Annotated in this window: 23 protein-coding genes; 8 read left to right on the top strand and 15 right to left on the bottom strand. The window is 66.8% G+C overall.

All coding sequences use genetic code 11. The features are described 5' to 3' along the window. Positions 1 to 2 precede the first annotated feature (2 nt). Positions 3 to 887, top strand: coding sequence for a 3-hydroxyisobutyrate dehydrogenase (gene mmsB, locus AWC06_RS13370; RefSeq protein ID WP_085198257.1), 885 nt, complete (start codon positions 3 to 5; stop codon positions 885 to 887). Here the strand turns inward: mmsB and AWC06_RS13365 are convergent. After that, complete coding sequence (locus tag AWC06_RS13365) at positions 884 to 1,414, bottom strand: HAD family hydrolase (protein ID WP_085198255.1); 531 nt, start codon at positions 1,412 to 1,414, stop codon at positions 884 to 886. The genes mmsB and AWC06_RS13365 overlap by 4 nt on opposite strands. An 84-nt stretch (positions 1,415 to 1,498) precedes the next feature. Here AWC06_RS13365 and AWC06_RS13360 point away from each other — a divergent pair, with 84 nt between their 5' ends. Beyond that, positions 1,499 to 2,155 carry a response regulator gene (locus AWC06_RS13360; protein WP_085198252.1) on the top strand — a complete coding sequence of 219 codons (657 nt, stop codon included), beginning with the start codon at positions 1,499 to 1,501 and terminating at the stop codon, positions 2,153 to 2,155. Next, entirely contained in the window at positions 2,152 to 3,372 is a 1,221-nt protein-coding gene (locus AWC06_RS13355) for a GAF domain-containing sensor histidine kinase (RefSeq protein WP_085198250.1), read from the top strand. Before AWC06_RS13360 ends, AWC06_RS13355 begins: the two co-directional genes overlap by 4 nt. Positions 3,373 to 3,467: 95 nt before the next feature. Here AWC06_RS13355 and AWC06_RS13350 read toward each other — a convergent pair whose 3' ends face one another. The 5 genes from AWC06_RS13350 to AWC06_RS13330 are packed head-to-tail and all read right to left on the bottom strand — an operon-like array spanning position 3,468 to position 8,514. After that, positions 3,468 to 3,974 (bottom strand): MarR family transcriptional regulator, encoded by a 507-nt coding sequence (locus AWC06_RS13350; RefSeq protein WP_085198247.1) that lies wholly within the window; start codon positions 3,972 to 3,974, stop codon positions 3,468 to 3,470. A gap of 45 nt (positions 3,975 to 4,019) precedes the next feature. After that, positions 4,020 to 5,090: a pyridoxal phosphate-dependent aminotransferase gene (locus tag AWC06_RS13345; protein WP_085198244.1), complete on the bottom strand. Its 1,071-nt coding sequence runs from the start codon at positions 5,088 to 5,090 to the stop codon at positions 4,020 to 4,022. Next, complete coding sequence (locus AWC06_RS13340) at positions 5,090 to 6,109, bottom strand: 3-oxoacyl-ACP synthase III family protein (protein ID WP_085198241.1); 1,020 nt, start codon at positions 6,107 to 6,109, stop codon at positions 5,090 to 5,092. The genes AWC06_RS13345 and AWC06_RS13340 overlap by 1 nt, the downstream gene beginning before the upstream one ends. Positions 6,110 to 6,116: 7 nt before the next feature. Continuing rightward, a complete protein-coding gene (locus tag AWC06_RS13335) occupies positions 6,117 to 6,782 on the bottom strand; it encodes an SRPBCC family protein (RefSeq protein WP_085198238.1) in 666 nt (221 codons plus the stop codon). Beyond that, complete coding sequence (locus AWC06_RS13330) at positions 6,763 to 8,514, bottom strand: thiamine pyrophosphate-binding protein (RefSeq protein ID WP_085198236.1); 1,752 nt, start codon at positions 8,512 to 8,514, stop codon at positions 6,763 to 6,765. Before AWC06_RS13330 ends, AWC06_RS13335 begins: the two co-directional genes overlap by 20 nt. Before the next feature lie 168 nt (positions 8,515 to 8,682). On the opposite strand from AWC06_RS13330, the gene AWC06_RS13325 reads away from it, so the two are divergent. Both AWC06_RS13325 and AWC06_RS13320 read left to right on the top strand, forming a co-directional pair. Further along, positions 8,683 to 9,891: a flavin-containing monooxygenase gene (locus tag AWC06_RS13325; protein ID WP_085198233.1), complete on the top strand. Its 1,209-nt coding sequence runs from the start codon at positions 8,683 to 8,685 to the stop codon at positions 9,889 to 9,891. Then, positions 9,851 to 11,191 (top strand): FAD-binding oxidoreductase, encoded by a 1,341-nt coding sequence (locus AWC06_RS13320; protein ID WP_085198230.1) that lies wholly within the window; start codon positions 9,851 to 9,853, stop codon positions 11,189 to 11,191. The genes AWC06_RS13325 and AWC06_RS13320 overlap by 41 nt, the downstream gene beginning before the upstream one ends. A 24-nt stretch (positions 11,192 to 11,215) precedes the next feature. On the opposite strand, the gene AWC06_RS13315 is transcribed toward AWC06_RS13320, so the two are convergent. From AWC06_RS13315 to secY, 8 genes are all read right to left on the bottom strand, one after another. Then, on the bottom strand, positions 11,216 to 11,956 hold the full coding sequence (locus AWC06_RS13315; protein WP_085198228.1) for an anti-sigma factor family protein: 741 nt from the start codon (positions 11,954 to 11,956) through the stop codon (positions 11,216 to 11,218). After that, on the bottom strand, positions 11,953 to 12,102 hold the full coding sequence (locus AWC06_RS23305; RefSeq protein WP_169715352.1) for a hypothetical protein: 150 nt from the start codon (positions 12,100 to 12,102) through the stop codon (positions 11,953 to 11,955). The genes AWC06_RS13315 and AWC06_RS23305 overlap by 4 nt, the downstream gene beginning before the upstream one ends. Beyond that, on the bottom strand, positions 12,099 to 12,632 hold the full coding sequence (locus AWC06_RS13310; protein ID WP_085198225.1) for a sigma-70 family RNA polymerase sigma factor: 534 nt from the start codon (positions 12,630 to 12,632) through the stop codon (positions 12,099 to 12,101). Before AWC06_RS13310 ends, AWC06_RS23305 begins: the two co-directional genes overlap by 4 nt. A gap of 73 nt (positions 12,633 to 12,705) precedes the next feature. Beyond that, a complete protein-coding gene (locus tag AWC06_RS13305; protein ID WP_085198223.1) occupies positions 12,706 to 14,292 on the bottom strand; it encodes a carotenoid oxygenase family protein in 1,587 nt (528 codons plus the stop codon). After that, on the bottom strand, positions 14,289 to 14,768 hold the full coding sequence (locus tag AWC06_RS13300) for a sigma factor-like helix-turn-helix DNA-binding protein (protein ID WP_085198221.1): 480 nt from the start codon (positions 14,766 to 14,768) through the stop codon (positions 14,289 to 14,291). The genes AWC06_RS13305 and AWC06_RS13300 overlap by 4 nt, the downstream gene beginning before the upstream one ends. A 66-nt stretch (positions 14,769 to 14,834) precedes the next feature. Then, positions 14,835 to 15,635, bottom strand: a complete 801-nt coding sequence (map, locus tag AWC06_RS13295) for a type I methionyl aminopeptidase (protein WP_085198218.1) — start codon at positions 15,633 to 15,635, stop codon at positions 14,835 to 14,837. Positions 15,636 to 15,637: 2 nt separating this feature from the next. Further along, a complete protein-coding gene (locus tag AWC06_RS13290) occupies positions 15,638 to 16,183 on the bottom strand; it encodes an adenylate kinase (protein WP_085198216.1) in 546 nt (181 codons plus the stop codon). Next, a complete protein-coding gene (gene secY / locus AWC06_RS13285; RefSeq protein WP_085198212.1) occupies positions 16,180 to 17,505 on the bottom strand; it encodes a preprotein translocase subunit SecY in 1,326 nt (441 codons plus the stop codon). The genes AWC06_RS13290 and secY overlap by 4 nt, the downstream gene beginning before the upstream one ends. A 199-nt stretch (positions 17,506 to 17,704) precedes the next feature. On the opposite strand from secY, the gene AWC06_RS13280 reads away from it, so the two are divergent. Then, on the top strand, positions 17,705 to 18,610 hold the full coding sequence (locus AWC06_RS13280; protein WP_085198210.1) for a class I SAM-dependent methyltransferase: 906 nt from the start codon (positions 17,705 to 17,707) through the stop codon (positions 18,608 to 18,610). Here the strand turns inward: AWC06_RS13280 and AWC06_RS13275 are convergent. After that, on the bottom strand, positions 18,594 to 19,943 hold the full coding sequence (locus AWC06_RS13275; protein WP_085198207.1) for a xylulokinase: 1,350 nt from the start codon (positions 19,941 to 19,943) through the stop codon (positions 18,594 to 18,596). The two genes, AWC06_RS13280 and AWC06_RS13275, sit on opposite strands and share 17 nt — an antisense overlap. A 21-nt stretch (positions 19,944 to 19,964) precedes the next feature. Here AWC06_RS13275 and AWC06_RS13270 point away from each other — a divergent pair, with 21 nt between their 5' ends. Both AWC06_RS13270 and AWC06_RS13265 read left to right on the top strand, forming a co-directional pair. Next, complete coding sequence (locus AWC06_RS13270; RefSeq protein WP_139820050.1) at positions 19,965 to 20,945, top strand: NAD(P)-dependent oxidoreductase; 981 nt, start codon at positions 19,965 to 19,967, stop codon at positions 20,943 to 20,945. Then, entirely contained in the window at positions 20,942 to 21,598 is a 657-nt protein-coding gene (locus tag AWC06_RS13265; RefSeq protein ID WP_085198205.1) for an L-fuculose-phosphate aldolase, read from the top strand. Before AWC06_RS13270 ends, AWC06_RS13265 begins: the two co-directional genes overlap by 4 nt. The last annotated feature ends 4 nt before the right edge of the window (positions 21,599 to 21,602 follow it).

Genomic DNA, 21,602 nt, shown 5'->3' with positions numbered 1-21,602 from the left:
GAATGGCTGAGCCTTTATCGGTCGCGTTTTTGGGGTTGGGCCACATGGGCGGTCCGATGTCTGCGAATCTGGTCGCCGCTGGCCATACCGTGCGGGGCTTCGACCCGGTGCCCGCGGCAGTAGCGGCCGCAGCCAATAACGGTGTGGCGGTGGCCGACAGCGCTGCCGCCGCGGTGGCGGAGGCCGAGGTCGTCATCACGATGCTGCCCCACGGTGATGCGGTCAAGCGCTGCTATGCCGAAATTCTGCCCGCCGCCGCAAAGGGTGCGCTGTTCATCGACAGCTCGACGATCTCGGTCGACGATGCCCGGGAGGTGAACGCTTCGGCGGCCGCACACGGCTTGCCCCAGCTCGACGCACCGGTGTCGGGCGGGGTGAAGGGCGCGGTCGCCGGCACCCTGGCCTTCATGGTCGGCGGCGAGCAGGAGGTATTGGACAAAGCGCGGCCCGTGCTGGAACCCATGGCGGGCAAGATCATTCACTGCGGCGCGGCCGGCGCCGGTCAGGCCGCGAAGGTGTGCAACAACATGGTGCTCGCCGTGCAGCAGATCGCGATCGCAGAGGCGTTCGTGCTGGCCGAGCGGCTCGGGCTGTCGGCGCAGTCACTCTTCGACGTCATCACCGGCGCCACCGGAAACTGCTGGGCCGTGCACACCAACTGCCCGGTGCCCGGCCCGGTACCGACATCGCCCGCCAACCACGACTTCAAACCGGGCTTTGCCACCGCGCTGATGAACAAAGACCTGGGCCTGGCGATGGATGCGGTGGCCTCGACCGGCACGGCAGCGCCACTGGGCAGCCACGCCGCCGAGATCTACGCGAAATTCGCCGATGGCAACGCCGACAAGGACTTCAGTGCGGTGATCGAGATGCTGCGCGGGAGTTAGGCAGCCCGACAGCGCCGCTGCCGAATCCGCCAACGCCGGTGCAGCTGCTGGCATTCGGCCGCCAGCAGACCGTCGTATCCGTCGCGCAGGTCGGCAGGCAGTTCCAGAGCAGCCGCAGCGCGGAGGCCGCGCCCCGAACCTGTGATGGCCAACGCGTCATGGGGCGTTATTCCCAACTCCCACAACGCCAGTCGATACAGTTCGGCGTCGCACCCGGGTGAGTCGGTGTCGGGCAGGTCGTCGATGGTCACGATCGTCTCGACAAGTCCGTCACCGACAAGTTGTCGGACTAACGTCTCCGTCCACCCTCGGCGACGGGTGCTGACCACACCCACCCAGACGCCAGCGACGAACAGACTCATCACCAGGTCGATCAGGCCACTCCGAGGCGCCAGCTCGCCGTCGCGTTCGGCTAGGGCGTCGGCGTCGAAGATCACCGCGCGGAGTGGCGAGACGTCGGCGTGGGTGGGCTGTGCGCGCTCCCACCAGAAGGTCCGGGCTGGACGGGTCTGACCTGTGGTACGCATCACCCTTAGCCTGCCTGGACGTCACTCGGTGAGGCGTCCCCCATTAGGGGGATTGGCGTGGCCATCTCCCTCTAGGGTGGGGCCATGGCGGAGCCCGTTCGGCTTGTTCTCGTCGATGACCACGAGATGGTCATCGAGGGACTCAAGGCGATGCTGGCCGCGTTCAAGGACCGCGTGCAGGTGGTCGGGCAGGCGGTGGGTGCGGAACGCGCGGTCAGCGTCATCGACGAGCTGCAACCCGACATCGTATTGTGCGATGTGCGCATGCAGGGCTCCAGCGGATTGGACTTGTGCGCGGAGCTGCGCGAACGCGATCCGGACCGCAAGATCGTGATGCTGTCGGTTTACGACGACGAGCAATACCTGTTCCAGGCGTTGCGGGTTGGGGCGCGCGGCTATCTGCTGAAAAGCATCAACAGCGATGAGTTGGTGCGTCAGCTGGAATTGGCGCACAACGGGGAAACGGTGATCGACCCCGGGATGGCGGCCCGGGCAGCGGACACTGCTGCGCGCATGCAGCGCGACGAGTTCTGGCCGGGCGCTCGGCAGGGGTTGACGCAGCGGGAGAGCGAGATCCTGTCCTACATGGTCACCGGCTTGTCCAACCGCGGGATCGCCAACAAACTCGTCATCGGCGAGGAAACGGTCAAGAGCCACCTGCGGTCGATCTACCGCAAGCTCGGGGTCAGCGACCGTACCGGCGCGGTGGCCACCGCCCTGCGTGAGGGCATCTACAAATGAGCGAGCCGACCCGTCCGTCGAACGCGGTGCGTGATCTGGTCGACGCCGACCGGGAACTGGTCTTGCTGCGCGAGCTCATCCAGGCCGCCTCCAGCGGCCCGGGTGTGGAACCGCTTGCCGCCGCCGCAGCGCGGATGATCACCGCGGCCACCGGAACCGACGTGTGCTTCGTGCATGTGCTCGACGACAGCGACCGCTCACTCACCCTGGCCGGCGCGACACCGCCGTTCGACAACCAAGTGGGAAAGATCCGGCTGCCGTTGGGATCCGGAGTTTCCGGCTGGGTGGCCCGCCATCGCGAACCCGTCGTCATCACCCACGACAAGGAGGCCGACCCCCGCTACCTGCCGATCGAGTCGCTGCGCGGCCGCGATTTCACCTCGATGGTGTCGGTGCCGATGGAAACCGATCCGGGCGGATTGGTCGGCGTGCTGAACGTGCACACCGTCGCGCGCCGCGAATTCACCGACGGTGACGTCGAACTGTTGCGTGTCATCGGCCGGCTGATCGCCGGGGCCATGCACCAGGCCCGGTTGCATCGGCAGCTGGTGGCTCGGGAACGCGCGCACGAGCTGTTCGTCGAGCAGGTGATCGAGGCGCAGGAAATCGAACGGCACCGGCTGGCCGGCGATATCCACGACGGCATTTCGCAGCGGCTGATCACCCTGTCGTATCGGCTCCACGCTGCGGCGAGGGCCGTCAGCGGTGATCCTGCGGAAGCCTCCCAACAGCTCGACCAGGCCCGCGAACTGGCCGGGTTGACGTTGCAGGAGGCGCGGGCGGCGATCAGCGGACTGCGGCCACTGGTCCTCGATGATCTGGGGTTGGCCGGCGGGCTGGCCAGCCTGGCCCGGTCGATACCCGAGCTGGATCTGGAGCTCGACCTGTCCGATGTCCGGCTACCCGAACACATCGAGCTGGCGCTGTACCGCATCGCGCAGGAAGGTTTGCAAAACATCGTCAAGCACGCCAACGCATCAGTGGCCCGGCTGCGCTTCGGAGTGGACGAAGACATCGCACGGCTGGAAATCGTCGACAACGGAGTGGGTTTCGATACTTTCGAGAACCCGCTGGGCGGCGACGAGATGGGCGGCTACGGTGTGTTGTCGATGGCGGAGCGCGCCGAGCTGGTCGGCGGGCGGCTGAACATCCGGTCACGGCCGGGCGCCGGCACAGCGGTCACGGCGACCATCCCGCTGCCGCCGATCCTGGACTAGCGGCACCCTCATAAGCATTCGCGAATGTGCGGATTCATACGCCGGCCTCGGCGTGTCCCGTATGAAACCGCACAATCGGGGCAAGTGCTTAGCGCTCAGAAGTCGCCTGCGCCTCGCCGCAACGTCTCGATCGACGACACCAGCGCGCGCGATTCTTCGTCGGACATGCCGATATCGCAGAACACCTGCTCGTTCAGCGTCACCGTGGCGTCCTCGACCGTCGAGCGGCCCAGGTCGGTGATCTGCACCAGTGTGGTGCGCCCGTCGGTGGGGTGCGGCACGCGTTGCACCAGCCCATTGGCTTCCAGCCGGCGAATCGCATGAGTGACGCTGGTGACGTGCACCTGCAGTAGGTCGGACGCCTTGGTGATCGGCAACGCCCCGCTGCGGCTGAACGCCAGCAGGCGCAGCAGCTCGAACCGGGAAAAGCTCAAATCATATGGACGCAAGGCGTTCTCGACGCGGGCGAGCATGATCTGGTGGGCCCGCATCACCGATGTCACCGCGACCATGCCCTGCGCGACGTCACCCCATCCGGCGCGTTCCCAGTTCGCCCGCGCGATGGCGATCGGGTCGGGGTTCTCGGAGTTCGAGGCGGCCACGGCCCTTTCTTACCGCATTTTCGGCGTCGCGCCCGGCAATCGCGCTCAGCGCGGCGAAATGCAGCGCGGCGTCCTGCCCAACGACTTCTCCACGGCGGCCAGCACCGCCAGGCTGGAGGCGCGGCTGCCGACCGTCACCCGCGCGCCGCCGCGCGCGTAGTGGCGGACTTGCAGCCCGCTCCCAGCCAGCACCTCGTGCCACGGCCGACCCCTCGGCGGCAGATACACGAAGTTCGCGTGGGCGTCCGTGCTGTATATCCCCATCGCCGCCAGGTGCTTTTGCAAATACTGCCGTTCGGCGGTGATCAGCCGGACCCGTTTCAGCAGTTGGCTTTCTGCGGCATAGGAGGCCGCGACCGCCAGCAGCCCGGTGCTGGCCATCCCGAACGGCACCTGCTTGGTCCAAAGCGACTTGCTCAGCTCCGCCGAGCCCAGCCCGTAGCCGATCCGCAACCCAGCCAGCCCGTAGGCCTTCGAGAAAGTGCGGATCACCACCACGTTGGGAAAGCGGTCGACCAACGCCGCCGCATCGATGCGGTGCTCGGGCGCAACGAATTCGACATACGCCTCGTCCAGCAACACGATGGTCTCTTGCGGTATCCGGCGCAGAAATCGCACCACCTCGGCGATGGATTCCAATGTGCCGGTGGGATTATGCGGGCGGCACAACACGACGACCCGGGCGTTCGCGGCGGCGTCGGCCAGCCCGTCCAGGTCGTGGTGACCGTCGTCGGTGAGTGGAACGATCTCCGGGATCAGCCGCGCTATCTGCGCGATGATCGGATACCCGTCGAATGTCGGTGATGTCATGGCGATGCTGTCACCGAGATAGGCCATTTCCTGCAATACCTGCATCACCACACCGGTCGCACCGGCACCCAGTATCACCCGATCCTCGGGCACGCCGATGTGGCCGGCGATCAGGCGCCGCAACCGCTCGGGCAGGAACTCGGGGTAACGGTTAGCCGAGCCGATCGACTTGATCAACGCCTTGCGCACCGCGCGCAGCGGCGGGAACGGATTCTCGTTGAGCGCCAACGCCAGCGGGTCGACCGCGTTCGGCAGCCCCCCGAGGATCTCCGCGGCATCGGAGGTCGCCAGCGCCGGCTCGGCCATCAGCCGCGTCCACCCCAGCGGACCGCTGCCGCGCCGGCGAAGTCGCCGGCGTGCGCGAACGCGGCCATCAGGACCGTGTCACCGGCCTGCACCCGACCGTCAGATATGGCGCGATCCAGGTTGACCGGGATACCGGCACCGAACAGGTTGCCGCACTCGTCAAAGGTGTCGCAGTGGCGTTCGGCGGGAAGCTCGAGCGCCTCTCGCCAATTGCGCAAAAACACCCGGTTGGGCTGGTTGGTGACAAGCAGATCAATGTCCTTGGAGCTCAGTCCGATTCGGTCACAAACCGCCAGCGCCACCTCGGGAACCTGACGGTTGCCGCGGGCCAGCACCTTGGCGATCTTGGTTTCGGTGAAGCCGATGGAGCCCTCGCCGGGGCCGGGCTGCCAGTACTTGCGGGGCGGGTCTATCGCGATGGCCATATCGCCCGCGTATTCACCGTAGGTGCGGCATTCGACATCGAGAATCGGTGACGCGTCCGACAGTGTCACCAGGCCCACGGCGGCGCCGTCGCCAGGCACGGCCGACTGCGCTTTCTGCCGTACGCCGGGCTGGTCGAAAACCTGCCCCGCGGTATTCTGCGCGATCGCGATCAGCGCGGTGCGACCTTGTCCCGAGGCCAACAGTTGACGGGCTACGTTGAGCCCCAACACAAACGCCGCGCACCCACCGTTATGCAGGTCGAGCACCCACGACGGGCGCATCCCCAAACGGTGAGCCATGCCGCCGCCCGCGCCGTAAAACGGAACGTCCGGCAACTGGGTGTGGGTGATCAGCACGTCGATGTTGGAGATGACGTCCTGGCCGTGCCTCTCGATCAGGCCTGCCGCCGCGCGCTCGACCATGTCGATCGCGGTCTCGTCCTCTGCGACGTGATGGCGAAACTTGGGCGCGCGGAACATCAGGTTTTCCCGTAACTCGTCGGACCCGGCGAATTGCGCGTAGTAGTCGGCGCTGATCGCCTCCCCGGGTAGGTAGGTGGAGACGTCGGTCAGGCTAACGGCGGGCTGGCTCACGATCGGCTCATCTCATCCAGGCGGGAGTGACCGGCAGGCCGTTGCGGTGGCGATATTCGGCGATGGTCTTGAGGTTGTTCAATTCCAGTCCGTGACCGACGCCGAACAGGTCCCAAAAGTCGCCCACCCAGCCCGTGCGCCCCGCGGGGGCGGCCTCTGGGTAGCCGTTGTGGTCATAGAACGGGTGGCGGCAATTCGTCCACAGCACAACCGAACCGGGCTTGTCGAGCACCACCTGAGCGTCGAGGACGCGCATCAGATAGATCATCCACAGGTGCTTGCCCTGGTCCCAGGCGCAGTGGTAGTCGACGGTGCGCGCCTCGGCGTTGGCGACGGTGCGGGTGAAGATCTTGGTGTCAGGAAGCAGCCGGTCGTAGGCCAGCCAGAGGCCGGGCTCCTCGGTGGGGGTGAACCCGCGCAGGGTGTAGGTCCACTCCTCCAGGCTTCTGGTGTCGGACAGGTAGTCGAACAGCTCGTCGGGCGGGCAGTCCACATAGTCGTTGACCGTGCAGTATTGGCCGAAGACCTCGTTGTGCGGATACACCGAGCGCATCTTCGCCATGAGAATCGGCGCGGTCTTCTCCAGCGGCGCGGTCTCGATACGGACCACTCCGTCGATGGGCTCGGTGCTGCCGGTGTGAGCGGCGATATCGTCAAGCGCTGGCAGCGACATCTGTGCGTTCCTTCTGTGCGAACGAGATTTGTTGATTGACGGTCTTCTTGGCTACCTTCGCGCCGAGAAACGGTGCAAAGGGCGGGATTTCGTCAGCGGCGCATTCGACGCTGACTACCGACGGGCCGTCGACGTCCAGCGCGGCGCGTAACGCGGAGGTGAAACCGTCGGCGTCGCTGACATCGACCGATGTCAGCCCGGGGAACATGGCGGCCAGACCGGCCCCGAGCCGGCTCGGGGCAAACCTGTTGTAGCTGTACAGGTCGTCGTAGTAGAGCTGCTCGCGGGTCACACACATGGCGTGGGCGTTGTTGTTCAACAACACGAACGTGACCGGAAGCCGGTAGTGCAGCGCGGTGTGCACCTCCATGCCGTGCATGAAGAACGCGCCGTCGCCGGCAATCACCACCACACGACCGCCCGGCCGCTGGGCCTTCGCGCGCCCGAACGCCATGCCGATACCGGCTCCAAAGCTGTAGCCCATGCCGCCCATACCGAGCGCGACGGCGAATCGGCCCTTCCGCCGCACCGGCAGGTAGTGGACGGCAGCGGCGCCAGTGTTCCCGGCATCGACGACGATATCCACGGAGTCCGGCAATGCCTGGTCGAGCGCGGCCATGGCATCGCGGTAGCGCACGCCCGGACCGTCGAATGCCGGCGGGGTCAGCTCGGTGCGGGCCACCACATCCGGTACCCGCACCCCGGTGGGACGACCCCGGCCCGTGAGCGCGCTGGTCAGCATCCGCAGCGATGCCCGCAGGTCGTCGGTGTGGACGTGGGTGCAGGGGAAGTACGGTGGCGCCGACCCGATGGATATCGTCGGCACCGACGCCAAAGCGTCGTCCAGGCCGGTGCGCGCGGTAACCGAGAGCCGGGTGCCGACCACCAGGCACAGCCCGCTGGCAGCCACCGCGTCCACCACTCCGGGGTGACCCATGACCCCGGTCACCCCTAGGGCGGAGGACGAACCAAGTCCCGGTGTTCCCGCCACGTCCTTGCCGTCCGGCACGCATGCCACCCGCGCGCGCAGCACCGCGCGCAGCGCCGCCAGCTCGGCTCGGGCATCGTCGCGGGCAACCTGCTCGCCCGCGATGATCGTGACCGGCCCGGTCACTTTCTGCAACGCATGCACGATCGGATGCGGGTCGCCGATGGCGCGTTGCGGCTCGAGAGCATCGCGATCACCGGCGTAACCGTTGATGTGTAGATCGGACTGCTGAATGTCCTTGGGCAGCAACAGAACCGCTGGGCCGCCTGTCCGCGCCGCCGCCAACGCCGCCGGCAACGCCGAAACGATGTCGGCGGCTGTGGAGACCCGGCGACAGAACACCGACACCGCGGAGAACAACGCCTCGGCGTTCAGCGAACCATTGCGACCGCTGGTGTCCTGAAAACTGCCCCGGCCATCCATCCCCGTAGCCGGTTGGCCGACCAGCGCCAACACCGGCACCCGGCTGGCTAACGATTCGCCAAGGCCGGGAACGAGATTGAGTGCGCCCCCACCAGATGTCGCCGCCACCACACCCAACCCGGCCCCGCTGCGGCTGTAGCCGTCGGCCATTGTGGCGGCGGAGAACTCATGTTTGGCCAACACGGCGGTGATGTCCGAGCGGAAATACGCCGCGTCGTAGAGGTCTTCGATGTTGGCTCCGTCGACCCCGAAGATGTAGTCGACTCCGATCCCGGCGAGGTGCCCGACGATGTGGTCGACCACCCGGTGCTTCCTCGGCATCTGCTCACCTAAATCCAACTGCCCTCGACAGGGCTCCGCGTAGCGAATATGTAGCGATATGAGGTACACGACTCGCGAGTGACCTGGGTTCACGGCGTCGGAAATTCACAACCGGGCCCTGTAGGAAAACATGAACCACATGCCCCCGCGGACCGTGGTTAAGGAATCATGGCGCGCGCCGACGTCGTAATCATTGGAGCGGGACCCTCGGGTCTCGCGGTCGCACGTGAGCTCGGACACCGGCATGGGGTGCGGGCTCTTGTCGTCGACAGGGCCACCGTCCCGGCGGTTTCGTGGCGCACGCGCTATGACAACTTCCGCCTCAACACCAACGGGTTCTTGTCGCATCTTCCCGGACAACGGATTTCCCTGACCGCAGGCCGGTGGCCGACTAAGGAAGACATGGTGCGGTATTTCGACCGCTACGTGCGCCGCCAGGACATCAGTTTGCAGCTCGGATGCGTGGTCAACCGCATCGACCGAACGGCAGACGGCTGGCAGCTCGATACATCGTCGGGAGAAATCAGCGCGCATGCCGTCGTTTTGGCCACCGGCAGGTATCGCACGCCCGTCATCCCGCCATGGCCGGGGCTCGATGACTTCACCGGCGAGCTGGTGCACTCCGGCGACTTTCGCAACGCGTGGCCGTTTCGAGGCCTCGACGTTCTCGTTGTCGGCGCGGGTAATTCGGCCGCCGACATCGCCGTGCAGCTCGCCGACAACGGCGCGCGCAAGGTCTGGCTCGCGGTGCGCACGCCACCGCATCTCGTCCGGCGCGCCATCGGGCCGGTTCCATCCGACATCTTCCTCGAGTTGTTCGCTCGGGTGCCGGCGCACCTGGTTGATCCGTTGGTCGGGCGTTTCAATCGCCTGCTGTGGGGCGATCTGTCGCGCTACGGTTTCCACCGCCCGCCGCTGGGACTGAAGGCGACCGTGGAGCAGCGAGGCCGCATCCCGACCCTGGCCGATGAACTGGTCGACGGTGTGCGGGCCGGGCGTATCGAGGTGGTCGCCGCGGTCCGGGCCGTCGAATCCGATCGCGTGATCCTCACCGACGGAACGTCCGTCGCGCCGCAGGCGATGATCGCCGCCACCGGGTTCAGCACCGATCTCGACAGTCTCGTGGGACATCTCGGTGTCCTCGACGAGCACGGCAGCCCTCGCGGCGGTTTCGCCTCACACCTCGGCGACGGCATGTTCGCGATCGGCTACGGCATTCCGCCCAATGGGCCACTGCGGGCGATCCGCCTGCACGCCACGCCGTTGGCGCATGAGGTGGCGGCGTACCTGGCGGCCACCATAGATCCAGCGGCCGAACGGAAACCAAGGAAAATCAATGGCTTTACTCTCCGCCGAGCGGATCTTCTACCGCGGTGAAGACGGGTACGAAACGGCCCGTCGACAAAGTGTATGGAACAGCCTTCTGCCAGAACGCTTTCCCGATCTGATCGTTCAAGCGACTGACGCCGACGACGTTGTCGAGGCGGTGCGCTACGCCCGGGCCAACGGTCACCAGATCGGGATCCGTTCGGGTGGGCACAGCTGGGTGGCCAGTCATCTGCGCGACGGCGGACTGCTGCTCGACGTCAGCCGCCTCGATCACTGCAGCGTCGACCCGGATCGGATGACCGCGCGCGTCGGGCCCGGCAAGGTGGCCAGCGTCTTCGCCACCGAGCTCGACTCTGCGGGCCTGTTCTTTCCCTCCGGCCATTGCGAGGGCATCCGCCTCGGCGGCTATCTGCTGCAAGGCGGGTACGGCTGGAACAGCAAGGTGGTCGGCCCGGCCTGCGAGAGCGTGCTCGGCGTGGAGGTCGTCACCGCCGACGGTGAAAAGCTCTACTGCGACCCCGACCACCACCCGGATCTGTATTGGGCCGCCCGCGGCTCCGGGCCGGGCTTCTTCGGGGTGGTCACATCGTTCACGTTGCGGATTCACCGACGCCCGGCCGTCTTGGGCACGTGTTTGTACATGTATCCGATCGAGGTCGCAGACGAGGTATTCAGCTGGGGGCGTTCAATCGTTCCCGAAATCGACGACCGGGTCGAACTGCAAATCCTCACGTCGCGCAACGCCCCGGAAATGGGGCCCGACCAACCCGGCATCGCCATCGCCGCGCCGGTGTTTGCCGATTCGGAGGAAGAGGCGGTGAAAGCCCTTGCCGCACTGGGCAGCTGCCCGGTGGTCGACCGGGCGACCGTCAGCCTGCCCTATGCGCCGACGACCCTTGCCAACTGGTATGCCGCTGTGATGAGCAAGTACCCAGAGGGTCACCGCTATGTCGTCGACAACATGTTCACCTCGGCCGCGGCCGAAGACCTGCTGCCGGGGATCCGCAAAATCATCGAGACGATGCCACCGCACCCGTCGCACTTCGTTTTCGCCGGCTGGAAACCGTCCAGCGACCGCGCCGAGATGGTGTACGGCGTGGAGGACGAGATCTACTTGGCGCTCTACACCGCCTGGCACGATCCGGCCGACGACGAGCGGTACGGCGACTGGGCCCCGTCCAACATGGCGGCGATGTCGCACCTGGCGACCGGAATCTCGCTCGCCGACGAGAATCTCGGCAGACGCCCGGCGAAGTTCATCACCGACGCGAACATGGCGCGCCTGGACAAGGTGCGCTCGGCCTACGACCCCGACGGTCGATTCCACAGCTGGTTGACGTCCCGGTAGGGATGCGCGGCGAGCGCTCCAGATTTACAGGGAGCGCTCGAGCAGCACGTGGCCGTTGTCGGCCAGAACCACCTGCACCGCGGAGATCTGGTCAACTGGCGTCGAGATGCTGGCGGCCGGCGTCGCAGTGTGGCCGGGCTCTGCCACCCAGGTCGCCAGTTGGGTGTGGCTGCCGTCGCGGCCCACCACCACCATCGCCAGCCGGTCGTGGGGGGCATAGACCGGCGCAAGGCAGACGCACTTCATGTTGATGTAGGTCCCCCAGCGCTCGGGGTTGACCGACACCGTCGATGCCAGCGCCTTCGTCCCGACCTGAGACATCTCCACTGCAGACGCGGTCACCTGCGGGGGCGCAGGCGTCGGCGAGTGACCCGAGACGCCGACGAACACCCCGATCGCCACCACGGCGGCCGCGGCGGCCGACGCCGCCCATGCCAGGACGCGGGTGCGGCGACGGCGCCAACGCACGGCGGCCAGCAACGACGGCAGCAAATCCGGAGGTGCGGGCTCGGAGCGCTGGTCACCTTCGTTGATTTCGGCCACCACATCGCGATCCAGCTTGGCCAGCAGCGCCGGCATGCCGCTGAGTTCAGCTACCGCCGCAGCGCAGGACGGGCAGCCGCTGAGGTGTGCCTCGTACTCTCGCCGATCGGCCGGTGACAGCGATCCCAGCACGTAGGCGGCGTCCCACATCGCGTACTCATGGTTGTCATCCGCGGGAAGATTGCTGCCTCCCGGCGGGCCCAGCCCCCGGATCGCCCTCATCGTGTCACCTCATCTTCTACTACCAAGTATTCGGTGCCGACGGCCGCGCGGATGGTCCGCAGCGTCGTGGCGGTGCCGTGCCGATCGGCTGTCACAGTCAGGTATTCGGGGCCGATCAGCGTCCGGATGGTCGGTAGCGCCGTCATCGTGTCACCCCCATCTCCTGCAGAGTGAGTCGCAATGCCCGCAGGGCATAGTGTAGTCGCGATTTCACTGTGCCTTCTGCGATATCAAGATCAGCGGCGATCTGTGCGGTGCTCCACCCCCGGTAATACGACCGCTCGACGACGGCCCGATGTTCGGCCGACATCTGGGCCATGGCGTCGGCGATCAGCAGCCGGTCCAGCGCCGAGTCCACCTCGTCCGGAGCAGACTGCTCGGGTGTGCTCGAATCGTCCAGCGAGCCAACGACATTGCGGAATCGTGCACTGCGGCGCTCGTCGATGATCATGTTGCGCGCGACGGTGAACAACCATGCACGTGCCGGGCGTTCAGTGTCTTCGATGACCTCTGGGTGCTGCCAGGCCCGCATCAGCGTCTCTTGGACCACGTCTTCGGCGCGACTGGCGTCACCGGTCAGCCGAACCGCGTAACGCCACAGGGCGCCGGCGTGCTCGTCGTAGAGCGCCTTCATCAAAGCGGCTTCGGCGTCGGCCGCCCTGGGGACACGGGGCACTGGATTTCACCTCCCGATAGTTATACGAGCTGAGCACCCCTAAAGTTCGCGCGATATGCAGTGCGATCGGCACTCAATCGGGGATCCAATTGCCGTGGAATCCGTGCGGGACCCGACGCGGCAGCCGGATCCGCGCGACGGGTCCGCCCTCGAAGTCTGACGCGTCGATGACGACGAGGTCGCTGCCGTCGCGTGCCGGGTCGTAGACGTACGTCAAATACCAGCCGGCCGATTCATCCGACTGCCCGGACGCGGGCGCGAATATCGCCTCGCCCGGCGCCCCACCATCGCCGAACCGGTGCTCGGACGCGCTATCCCGCTCGAGGTCATAGCGGATCAGCGCGCCGCTGCCCACGGCCACCGAGTACCGGGCGGCCGCGCCCGTAAGCCGGTCGTCGATGCGCGGGAATTCCACGCCCCGGTCGTCGATCTGGCTTTCCTCGACCGCCCCGGTGTCCAGATCGAGCTTCCACCGCCACAGCGCCGCGTCGACCCCGAACTCGCTGTTGTCACGCCACATCTCCGGATAGCGGACAACCTCCAGTACAACGGAATTTCCGCTGTCGTAAGCGTTTGCGATGTGAAAGACGTAGCACGGCTCGATGTCGAACCAACGCAGCGGACCATAGGGGTCATCACGACGCAGCACGCCCAGGCGGGCCCCGTAGCGGTCGTCCCAACGGTATGGCAAGTCCCGGTCGTCTCGTTGGGTCAGTGCAAGGCGGAGATCGAAAAGCAATGGCAGGTCGAGGAATACGACATGCTCGGTGGTCAGCGCGAAGTCGTGCATCAACGTCAGCGCGGGAACGTCGATGGGCCGGCTGATCGTCAATCGTCCGTCGGCGTCCGCGCGGTAATAGCTGACGTGCGGCTCGAAGATGTTGCCGCATCCGAAGAAATGCAGTTCACCGGTAACCGGGCAGATCTTCGGGTGGGCGTTCATCGAGTCCAGCAACTTGCCGGCGAAGTCGTAGGCGCCCAGCGTGTCCAGGTCGTTGCTGATCTGGTAGGGAAGCGAAAACTCCATCAGCGCAAGTGTTTTGCCGGCATGACGAACGACGTGGGTGTTGGCGATGCTGGCGTGCAGGTTTCGGGTTCCATCGTCGTTATACAGGTCGTTGTACAGCGGTGAGGAACGCTCGAAACTTTCGGTGCGCACCCAGCGGTTGCGATACCACGCGGCACGGCCGTTCTCCAGCCGCACCCCGTGCACCATCCCGTCACCGACGCACCAGTGGCCGGTGGCCACCCGCGGGTTGGGGCCGTTCCGCAGATACCAGCCGTTCAAATCGGCCGGGATGCTGCCCTCGACGGGTAGATCGAAGGCGGTCAGCTCGTCGTGCACCGGGGCGTAGTTGCCGGTGCGAAAGATCGGGAAAACCGTCCGTGGGTCCACAGCCGCCGGCTGGTCCGCCTTGGCCAGCAGTGCGGCCAGGACCTCGGACGGCGGCGCCGCCGCCGGATCGGCTGCGTCGAAAGCCATGACTTGTTCGTAGTCGAACAGCGACAGCAGCGGCGACATGCCGGCCAAGTCGCTGACGGCCTCCCGACAGGCGGTGCAGCCGCGCATGTGCCCCTCGAATTCGCGCCGGTCGGCATCCGACAGCGCGCCCACCACATACGCGGCATCCCACGTCGCGTAGTCGTGGCCGCTGTTCATTGTGCGACTCCCATCTCCTGCAGGGCCTGGCGCAGCGCTCGCAGCGCGTAATGCAATTGCGACTTCACCAGCCCTTCCGCAATCCCGAGATCGGCGGCAATCTGCGCGGTCGTCCAGCCCTGGTAGTACGAGCGTCCGACCACCGCCCGGTATTCGGCGGACAGCTGCCCCAGCGCGTCACCGACCAACGCCCGGTTCAGCGCCCCGTTCAGCGCACCCGGTTGCGTCGACTCCGGCGGACCCCAGCCGTCGGCGATCAGATCCCTGGCGATGCGCAGCAGCCGGGCACGGTCGGACTGGCCGTTGCTGACGACCGGCGGCTGTTGCCATGCCCGCAGCAAGGTCTCCTGGACCACGTCCGCGGCCCGCGTCTGGTCTCCGGTCAGGCGCCACGTAAAGCGCCACAAAGCAGCGGCATGCTGATCCCACAGCCGCTGCAGTGCATTGCCATCGGCGCCGGCGTCCGGTTTGTCCATCACCAGCCTCTCGGTGATGACACGGTTGGCGCGCCGGATCGGTTCACGACCGACACGCCGCCTCGGCTATCCGAGGGTCAAGATACGGGGCCCGTCTTCGGTAACCGCGACCGTGTGCTCCCAGTGTGCAGCACGTGAACCGTCGGCGGTAGTGACGGTCCAATGGTCGCTGAGCACCACGGTTTTGCCGGTCCCAAGCGTCAGCATGGGCTCGATGGCCAGCACCGATCCCGGCGCCAGCAGCGGGCCTCGGCCCGGAGCACCCTCGTTGGGCAAGAACGGATCCATGTGCATGTGTCGGCCGATTCCGTGGCCGCCATAGCCCTCGACGATGCCGAACGCGCGACCATAGCGGCCCTCGGCAGCGTGGGTCGCGGTTTCGATGGCGTGCGAGACGTCGGTCAACCGATTGCCGGGAGTCATCGCGGCGATGCCGGCTTCCAGTGACTGCTTGGTAGCCTGCGACAGCGCTTCGTCGGCGGGAATGAGCGGCCCGACGCCGAAGGTGATCGCCGCATCGCCATGCCAGCCGTCCAGGATGGCGCCGCAGTCGATCGACACCAGGTCGCCGGCTGCCAGGATCTCGTTGGCGGACGGGATGCCGTGCACCACATGCTCGTTGACCGATGCGCAGATCGACGCCGGGTAGCCGTGATAACCCAAAAACGACGGCGTCGCAGCGGCGTCGCGGATCACCGACTCCGCGATCTCGTCGAGGGTTTGCGTGGAGGCGCCGGGGACTGCGGTCGCCCGCACCGCCGCCAGCGCGGCGGCGACCACGGCCCCGGCGGCGGCCATCGCGTCGAGTTCATCGGCGCTGCGCTGCGGCACGACCTTGCGGCTGCGCAGCCCAGCCAGCGCGATCATGGTTACTTTCCCAGGGCCCGAAGCGCGCGGGCGAACACTTCGTCGACGGTGCCGACGGCGTCGACGGTTTTCAGTTCGCCTTGGTAGTACTCCAGCAGCGGCGCGGTTTGATCGCGGTAGATCTTCATCCGGTTGCGAATGACCTCGTCGTTGTCGTCGTCGCGGCCCCGCCCCTTGAGGCGCAGGAACAGCTCGTCCTCCGGCACCCGAAACTCGAGCACGTTATCGATATCGGTTCCTCGCCGAGCGAGCATGTCGTGCAGCGCTTTGGCCTGCTCCAGCGAGCGCGGATAGCCGTCCAGGATGAAGCCTGCTGCCGCGTCCGGTTCGTCGAGGCGCTCGTCAACGAGCGCGTTGGTCAGATCGGACGGCACCAGATCGCCGGCGTCGAGGTAGCGCTGGGCCTCCAGGCCGAGTGTGGTGCCGGCGTCGATGTTGCGGCGGAAAAGCTCCCCGGTGGAGATCTGCGGGATCTCGAGCTTCTCGGCCAGCTTGACCGCCTGGGTGCCTTTGCCCGCGCCGGGCGGCCCAAGCAAAACGACTCTCACTTCAGGAACCCTTCGTAGTTGCGCTGCATGAGCTGGCTCTCGATCTGTTTGACCGTATCCAAACCCACCCCGATCATGATCAGCACCGCAGTGCCGCCGAACGGCAGGTTCTGCACCTGCCCGGTGTTGCCGATCTGTAGGAACAGGTTGGGCAGCACCGAGATGATGCCCAGGTAGATCGAGCCGGGCAAGGTGATGCGGCTCAGCACAAAGCGCAGGTAGTCAGCGGTCGGCCCGCCCGGTCGAATGCCGGGAATGAATCCGCCGAACTTCTTCATCTCGTCGGCGCGCTCGTCGGGATTGAACGTGATCGAGACGTAGAAGTACGTGAAGAAGATGATCAGCCCGAAGTAAATGCCGATATACACCGGGTCGGCCGGGTTCGAAAGATAGTTGCCGACGAACTTGTCCCACCAACTGTTGCCCGAACCGCCTGTGCCGCTGCGGATCAGCTGGGTGATCAGATGCGGAATGTAGATCAGCGACGACGCGAAGATGACCGGGATGACACCGGCCTGGTTGACCTTCAGCGGCAGATACGTCGAGGTGCCGCCGTACATGCGCCGGCCCACCATGCGCTTGGCGTACTGCACCGGGATACGACGTTGGCCCTGCTCGACGAACACCACGCCGACGATGATGACCAGTGCGGCCACCAAGACGGCAGCGAAAATCGGGCCGCCGCGGCTGTCCAGGATCGATTTGCCTTCCGCCGGGATCCGGGCGGCGATGCCCACGAAGATCAGCAGCGACATGCCGTTGCCGATACCCCGCTCGGTGATCACCTCACCCATCCACATCACCAGCCCGGCACCGGCGGTCATCACCAAGACGATGACGACCAGGGTGAAGATGCTCTGGTCGGCGATGATGTCCAGGCTGCAGCCCTGCAGCAGCCCGCCGTTGGCCGCCAGCGCGACGATGCTGGTGGCCTGCAGGATGGCCAGCGCGATCGCCAGATAGCGGGTGTACTGCGTCATCTTGGCCTGGCCGGACTGGCCTTCCTTGCGCAGCTCCTCAAATCGCGGGATGACCACGGTGAGCAGCTGCACGATGATGCTCGCGGTGATGTAGGGCATCACCCCGACCGCGAACACCGTCAGCTGCAGCAGCGCCCCACCGGAGAACAGGTTGATTAGCGAGTAGATCTGGGCCGCTTCCCCGCCGCTGACCTGCGCGATGCACTTCTGCACATTCGGGTAGTTGACGCCGGGCGACGGGATGGACGCGCCGACCCGGTAGAGGATGACGATGCCCAGCGTGAACAGGATCTTCCGTCTCAGGTCGACTGTCCGCAGCGATGAGATGAAAGCCGAAAGCACTCTTTCCTCCTGCGCAGCCAGGCGCGTCGGGTGATCCTGTATTACGCGCCGAGCACCCGCAGGCCAGGATGTGCGGAGTCGCGCGTCGAACAGTCTACGAGAGTAACAGCGCAGGCAGCGGGCCACCCAAACGCAGGCGTACAGTTACCTTGCCTAAATATCAAAAGGGGTTGCAGATGACGCATGCGGAGCTGAAGCCATGACGCGTTCGGAACGCGACACCTGGGATCTGGCATCCAGTGTGGGCGCGACGGCGACGATGGTCGCCGCGGCGCGGGCGCTGGCCACCGAGGACGCCGACCCGCTCATCAACGACCCGTTCGCCGCGGATCTGGTGCGGGCGGTGGGAATCGACTTTTTCACCCGCGTGGTCGACGGAGAGATCCGCCCAACGGCGGAAAACGGCCGGACACCGGAACTGCAACGGGAAACCGACTCGCTGGCGGTGCGCACGCGGTTTTTCGACGACTTCTTCGCCGACGCGTCAGCGGCGGGCATCGGCCAGGCGGTGATTCTGGCGGCCGGCCTGGATGCCCGGGCCTACCGCCTGAAGTGGCCGCCCGGCAGCGTCGTCTATGAGGTCGACCAGCCCAGGGTCGTCGAATTCAAGACGGCCACCATGGCGCGGCTGGGCGCGCAACCGACGGCCGAGCGCCGCACGGTCAGCATCGATTTGCGCGAAGACTGGCCAACAGTGTTGCGCAGCAGCGGGTTTGACGACACCAAGCCCGCGGCCTGGAGCGCCGAAGGGTTGTTGATGTACCTGCCGCCAGAAGCGCAGGATCGGCTATTCGACCACATCACCGCGCTCAGCGCGCCCGGCAGCCGACTGGCCACCGAGTACCATCCCGCGGACGGGCCCACGATGGCCGAACGCGCCCAGTTGCTCAACGATCGGTGGGCCAACCTCGGCTGCGACGTCGACTTGTCGGGGCTGTTCTACGAGGGCGAGCGCAGCAATGTCGTGGACTATCTGAGCGATCGCGGCTGGCAGGTGACCACCAGGACGCGGCGGGAGTTGTTCGGTGACTACGGTCGCACGTTCCCCGAGGACGACGCGGTCGCCGCGTTCCGCAACATCGTCTCCGTCACTGCGGTCCGGTAGCCCTGGACGGAAGCTCGGCGAGTTCCAGGAAGCGCTGGTATCGGTCGGCTGTCGCGCTCTTCCAGATGGGATCGGGTTCGACGATGCGCGCAACGGAAGCCCAGCGGGCAGCGTCGGTCAGCGACGACTCGAGCCCGACCGCCATCCGGGCGAGATAGGCCGCGCCCAGCGCCGCGCCCTCTGACACGGCCGACACTTCCACCGGCCGACCGATAGCGTCGGCGATGGCCTGTATCCATGGCTGGACCCGGGTGCCGCCGCCAGCGGCAACCACGCGCGACACCGGTGCGCCGCTCAGCTCGATGAGCCGGCGGACGACGAAGCCCGACGCCTCGTAGGCGGCCCGCCGCAGTGACGCCGCATCCTGGGTGAGGTCCAGCGCGTCGAGCATTCCGCGACGGTCGGGATCGTGAAACGGTGTGCGTTCGCCGCGCAGGTACGGCGACCACACCGGCACCCGACGCGGATCCGCTGCCGCCGGGTCGCCCGGCTGCAGCAGCCGGTCGACCCAGCCCAGGAAAAGGCCGCCGGCGTTGCTTGCCCCGCCGATCTGGCTCTTTCCGGTCATGTGCGGGATGGTCCACAGGCCGGGCACCTGCCGCGGCTCGGGGATGGTCGCCCAGACGATCAGCGTCGTGCCGCAGAGCACCAGCACGTCGCCGTCGTCGTCGGCGCCGGCCACCATCTGCTCGCACAGGGCGTCGATCGCACCGGCGGCCAGGATCGCGCCGGTTTCGCGGACCCGTCCGGCGGCCGCGCCCGGCGCCTCGACCCGGGGCATCCGGTCGACCGTCACGCCGCACTCGGCGCATGCGTCGACCTTCCAGCCGGTGCCGTCGAACAGCGGATGGGCGGTGTAGGCGGTGGGAAAGTCGACGATCGCCTCGCCGGCCAGGGCATAGTTGGCCACCGCGGGCGCCGGCCAGTATCCGGCCGCATCGGGCGCCTCGGCGGCCGTCCAGCGCAGGAACTCGGCGGCCTCGCCCGTGGGAAAGGGTTGGTCGCTGCCGGCGCTGGGAACCCGGCCTCGACTGTCGCCGTAGAGCAACCCCGGCGTGATCGGACGGCCGTCGCCATCGACGGCGGTCAGCGACGGCACCATCGCGGACACGGCCACCGCGCTGGCTTTGCTTTGGGCCAGCTGCTGCAGCGCCGTCAACGGCCCCCGCCGCCACGCCTCATCGGCGTTGTGCTCCAGCCGGTCCGGGGCCGGAACGCGTAGCTCGTGCGGAATGCGGGCCCGCGCGGTCACCCGACCATTCGCGTCGGCGGCCACCGCCTTGACGGCAGTGGTGCCGATGTCGATGCCGATTGTGACGTCTGTGCGTGACACGGGCGTCACCGTACGCCAGCATTGGCAGTCGTGACGCGTGCTTTGGTTACCGCCCCGCTGCGCGGGGACGGGTTCGAAAAGCTGCGGCGCCTGGCCGACGTGGTTTATGACCCGTGGATCGAGCAGACGCCGTTGCGCATCTACACCGCCGAACAACTGGCCGAGCGGATTTCGGCGGCCGACGCCGATGTCGTTGTGGTGGAAAGTGATTCGGTGAGCGGGCCCGTCTTCGAGCTGGGCCTGCGCGCGATCGCCTCCACCCGCGGGGATCCGAACAACGTCGACGTCGCCGGCGCCACCGCGGCCGGTATTCCGGTGCTGTTCACGCCGGGCCGCAACGCCGATGCGGTCGCCGAGATGACGCTGGCATTGCTCTTCGCTTGTACGCGGCATGTGCTCGGCGCCGACGCCGACGTGCGGTCCGGGGAGGTGTTTCGCGACGGAACCATTCCGTACCAGCGTTTCCGGGCATGGGAACTGGCCGGTTTGACGGCGGGGTTGGTCGGTCTGGGCGCGGTCGGCCGCGCGGTGAAGTGGCGGCTGGCCGGACTGGGCTTGCGGGTGATCGCCTACGACCCGTACAACGACGACGCTCGGCACAGCCTCGACGAGCTGCTGGCCGAGGCCGACGTCGTCTCGCTGCATGCGCCGGTCACGGAAGAGACCGCCGGGCTGATCGACGCCAAGCAGTTCGCGGCGATGCGCGACGGTGTGGTGTATGTGAACACTGCGCGCGCCCAGCTGCATGACACCGACGCGCTGGTCGAGGCGCTGCGCAGCGGCAAGGTGGCCGCCGCGGGCCTGGATCACTTTGTCGGGGAATGGCTACCCGTCGACCATCCGCTGGTGGGCATGTCCAATGTGGTGCTCACCCCGCACATCGGCGGGGCCACGTGGAACACTGAGGCGCGGCAGGCGCAGATGGTGGCCGACGACCTGGAAGCGCTGCTGTCGGGCCGCAGGCCCGCGCACATCGTCAACCCGGAGGTGTTGACCTCATGAGATTCGTTGAGAGGCCGGAGGCCGCGGTGCTGGCTGCGGCCAAGGACATGCTGCGCCGCGGCCTTGTCGAGGGAACCGCGGGCAACATCTCGGCGCGACGGGAGGACGGCAATCTGGTCATCACGCCATCGTCTGTCGACTATGCCGACATGACGCTCGACGACCTGGTGGTGGTCGACCGTGACGGGGGGGTGCTGCAGGCGGCCGACGGCCGGTCGCCATCCACCGAGATGAAGTTGCACCTGGCCTGTTACGCGGCATTCGACGACATCGGCAGCGTCATCCACAGCCATCCGGTGTGGGCCACCATGTTCGCGATTGCGCACCAGTCGATTCCGGCCTGCATCGACGAGTTCGCCGTCTACTGCGGCGGCGAGATCCGCTGTACCGAGTACGCCGCGTCAGGCACACCCGAAGTCGGCAGCAACGCGGTGAAGGCGCTGGAGGGCCGGGCGGCGGCGTTGATCGCCAACCATGGCCTGGTAGCGGTCGGCCCGCGACCCGACAAGGTCCTACACGTCACCGCGCTGGTGGAGCGCACCGCTCAAATCGTCTGGGGTGCACGGGCTCTCGGCGGACCTGTACCCATTCCCGAGGAGGTCAACGCCGGCTTCGCCGGCATCTACGGCTACCTGCGCACCAACCCGATGTAGCGCG

It is taken from the genome of Mycobacterium fragae, from assembly GCF_002102185.1.
In the GTDB taxonomy this organism is placed as follows: Bacteria; Actinomycetota; Actinomycetes; order Mycobacteriales; family Mycobacteriaceae; genus Mycobacterium; species Mycobacterium fragae.
This window is presented reverse-complemented; position numbering and strand designations above follow the sequence as displayed.

Coding starts and splice junctions, on each gene's coding strand:
- AWC06_RS13360 (WP_085198252.1), top strand. CDS start 1,499: ATGGCGGAGCCCGTTCGGCTTGTTCTCGTCGATGACCACGAGATGGTC.
- map (WP_085198218.1), bottom strand. CDS start 15,635: ATGATCGCGCTGGCTGGGCTGCGCAGCCGCAAGGTCGTGCCGCAGCGC.
- AWC06_RS13365 (WP_085198255.1), bottom strand. CDS start 1,414: ATGCGTACCACAGGTCAGACCCGTCCAGCCCGGACCTTCTGGTGGGAG.
- AWC06_RS13335 (WP_085198238.1), bottom strand. CDS start 6,782: ATGTCGCTGCCAGCGCTTGACGATATCGCCGCTCACACCGGCAGCACC.
- AWC06_RS13325 (WP_085198233.1), top strand. CDS start 8,683: ATGGCGCGCGCCGACGTCGTAATCATTGGAGCGGGACCCTCGGGTCTC.
- mmsB (WP_085198257.1), top strand. CDS start 3: ATGGCTGAGCCTTTATCGGTCGCGTTTTTGGGGTTGGGCCACATGGGC.
- AWC06_RS13265 (WP_085198205.1), top strand. CDS start 20,942: ATGAGATTCGTTGAGAGGCCGGAGGCCGCGGTGCTGGCTGCGGCCAAG.
- AWC06_RS13300 (WP_085198221.1), bottom strand. CDS start 14,768: ATGGACAAACCGGACGCCGGCGCCGATGGCAATGCACTGCAGCGGCTG.
- AWC06_RS13320 (WP_085198230.1), top strand. CDS start 9,851: ATGGCTTTACTCTCCGCCGAGCGGATCTTCTACCGCGGTGAAGACGGG.
- AWC06_RS13315 (WP_085198228.1), bottom strand. CDS start 11,956: ATGAGGGCGATCCGGGGGCTGGGCCCGCCGGGAGGCAGCAATCTTCCC.
- AWC06_RS13305 (WP_085198223.1), bottom strand. CDS start 14,292: ATGAACAGCGGCCACGACTACGCGACGTGGGATGCCGCGTATGTGGTG.
- AWC06_RS13280 (WP_085198210.1), top strand. CDS start 17,705: ATGACGCGTTCGGAACGCGACACCTGGGATCTGGCATCCAGTGTGGGC.
- AWC06_RS13355 (WP_085198250.1), top strand. CDS start 2,152: ATGAGCGAGCCGACCCGTCCGTCGAACGCGGTGCGTGATCTGGTCGAC.
- AWC06_RS13345 (WP_085198244.1), bottom strand. CDS start 5,090: ATGGCCGAGCCGGCGCTGGCGACCTCCGATGCCGCGGAGATCCTCGGG.
- AWC06_RS23305 (WP_169715352.1), bottom strand. CDS start 12,102: ATGACGGCGCTACCGACCATCCGGACGCTGATCGGCCCCGAATACCTG.
- AWC06_RS13330 (WP_085198236.1), bottom strand. CDS start 8,514: ATGCCGAGGAAGCACCGGGTGGTCGACCACATCGTCGGGCACCTCGCC.